Origin of the sequence: Synechococcus sp. R55.7, assembly GCF_047461955.1 — a bacterium.
Taxonomy (GTDB): Bacteria; Cyanobacteriota; Cyanobacteriia; order Thermostichales; family Thermostichaceae; genus Thermostichus.
Genome location: NZ_JANSIC010000284.1, coordinates 1 through 2,644, shown reverse-complemented (window position 1 = coordinate 2,644; position 2,644 = coordinate 1). Strand labels below are relative to the sequence as shown.

Genomic DNA, 2,644 nt, shown 5'->3' with positions numbered 1-2,644 from the left:
GGGATCCCTCCTGCCGAGGCCATCGGCGGTTAGGACGGACATGGCGCAGGCGGTTGCCGGGAAGTCCGTGGCAGCCAGACAGCCCCAAAGCATCCTATACTGTTGCGGCTGTCCTAATCACGCTGTCCGAATCACGAGGAACCTGCCGCTTATGTCTGAGCTTCTCCCTTTGCCTTCCCTCCAAGACCGGGTGGCTGTGGTCACCGGAGCCAGCCGGGGCATTGGCCGGGCGATTGCCCTGCACCTGGGGGCCATTGGGGCAAAAGTGGCGATCAACTACGCCCGCTCCGCTGCCGAAGCCGAGTCCCTGGTGGAGGAGATCGCGGCCCTGGGGGGAGAAGGGATCCCTGTGGCCGCCGATGTGTCTTGCCCAGAGGCGGTGGAGAGCCTGTTTGCCCAGGTGATGGAGCGGTGGGGTCGGGTGGATGTGCTGGTGAACAATGCCGGCATGGCCCGCGACACCCTGCTGCTGCGCATGAAGCCAGAAGATTGGCAGGCGGTGCTGGATCTCAACCTGACGGGGGTCTTTCTCTGCCTGAAGGCAGCCGCCAAGATCATGGTGAAGCAGCGCCAGGGGCGCATCATCAACATCACCTCGGTGGTGGGCTTGGTGGGCAATGCCGGCCAGGCCAACTACAGCGCCGCCAAAGCAGGGGTGGTGGGCCTCACCAAGACAGCAGCTCGCGAGCTGGCCAGCCGCAACATCACCGTCAACGCCGTGGCACCGGGGTTCATCACCACCCAAATGACCGAAAAGCTGGATCCCGGCCCGATTTTGGCGCAGATCCCCCTGGGGCGACTGGGATCCCCGGCAGAAGTGGCGGGGCTGGTGCGTTTTTTGGCGGCAGATCCGGCGGCGGCCTACATCACGGGACAGGTTTTTGCCATCGATGGTGGCATGGTGATGAGCTAGGCACTCTACCACGCCAGGGCTAGGCCATCGGCACGGGGTTCGGAAGCTGCAATGAAGTGATCCCCATCCCGCAAGAGGATCTGTCCCCGGCCAAAAAGGCCGTAATCCTCTTCTGCCTCCACCACCTGCACCGCATGGCCGCGGGCGGAGAGTTCGCGCACCACCTGGGGCGGCACCGTGCTCTCCAGCGCCACCTGCGGGATCCCCTGATCCCACAGCACTCGCCAGCGGGGCGCATCCAGAGCCGCCTGGGGGTTCAGGCCGTAATCCACCAAATTCACCACCACCTGCACATGGCCTTGGGGCTGCATTGCCCCCCCCATGACACCAAAAGGGCCGAGGGGGATCCCTTCTTTAGATAGAAAGGCGGGGATGATCGTGTGGTAGGGGCGCTTGCGGGGGCCCACCTGGTTGGGATGGCCGGGCTCCAGGGTGAAACCCGTGCCGCGGTTGTGGAGAGCAATGCCCGTGCCCGGAACCAGCAGACCACTGCCGAAGCCATCGAAATTCGACTGAATCAAAGACACCATCAACTCACCATCAGCTGCAGCCAGGTAAACCGTTCCCCCCTCCGGCAGCCCTGGCTGGGCCAGGGGGATCGCCTCCCTCCCGATCAACTGCCGCCGCCGCTGTGCATAAGCCTTATCCAGCATCTGGGCAGGACTGACCCGCACATACTCCGGATCCGCCACCTGTCGGCTCACATCGGCAAAGGCCAGCTTCATTGCCTCAATCTGCAGGTGATAGCGCTCGCCGGCATCGTAGGAGATCCGACCCAGCTCAAAACCCTCCAAAAGGTTGAGCGCCATCAAAGCGGCAATGCCCTGCCCGTTGGGGGGGATCTCCCAGACGGTGTAGCCGCGGTAATCTGTATGGATGGGTTCCACCCAATCGGCCTGGTGCTGGGCCAAGTCGGCGGGGGACAGGAAGCCGCCCGTGGCCTCCGAGAAAGCCAGCAACTTCTCCGCCAGCTCCCCCCGGTAAAAACTCTCACCCCCGCTGTGGGCAATGGCCTTCAGGGTTTGGGCATGCAGGGGGCTGCTCCAGCGCTCCCCAGCCCGTGGGGCACGCCCTTGGGGAAAGAAAACGGCCTTGAAGGCCTCGTGGCGGGGATCTGGCAGGGGCAAATAGATGGACTCCGCCGCCTGCCACAGTTGGGCCACCCGGGGAGAGACCGGAAATCCCTCTTGCGCCAGACGAAGGGCAGGCACAAACAGACGCTCGAACGGCAGCTTTCCCCAGCGCCGGTGCAAGGTCTGCCAAGCGGAAACTGCCCCCGGCACCGTCACCGCTAACCAATCGTAGGGGGGGATCCGCCCATGGTCCCGGTACCGCTCCGGCGTCAGGGCGGCTGGGCTGCGACCGGAAGCATTCAACCCGTACAGCTGACCCTCCTCCCCCCCCTCCCACACCAGAGCAAAGGCATCGCCGCCAATGCCATTGGAGGTTGGCTCCACCACCGTCAAAGCCACCGCCATTGCCACGGCTGCATCCACAGCATTGCCGCCCGCCCAGAACATCTCCATGCCCGCCATTGCCGCCAAAGGTTGGCTGGTGGCCACGGATCCCTGTCTGCCCATCACCACCCGTCGCCGCGAAGCAAACGGATAGCGATCCAGGGCCTGCCGCAAAAAAGTGGGTGCTGGCATATCGCTACGCGACGCTCTCGCGAATGGGCTGGGCTCCCTACACAGGCAGGTTATCGCTACGCGACGCTCTCGCGAACAGGAG

2 protein-coding genes are annotated in these 2,644 nt (G+C 64.3%); one reads left to right on the top strand and one right to left on the bottom strand.

Annotated features, from left to right (window positions below):
* Window positions 1-151: 151 nt before the first annotated feature.
* Window positions 152-913, top strand: coding sequence for a 3-oxoacyl-[acyl-carrier-protein] reductase (fabG, locus tag NW820_RS11720; protein ID WP_011433672.1), 762 nt, complete (start codon window positions 152-154; stop codon window positions 911-913).
* A 5-nt stretch (window positions 914-918) separates the two neighbouring features.
* Here the strand turns inward: fabG and NW820_RS11715 are convergent, their stop codons facing one another.
* Window positions 919-2,562, bottom strand: coding sequence for a gamma-glutamyltransferase family protein (locus tag NW820_RS11715; RefSeq protein WP_414407573.1), 1,644 nt, complete (start codon window positions 2,560-2,562; stop codon window positions 919-921).
* Window positions 2,563-2,644: the final 82 nt, after the last annotated feature.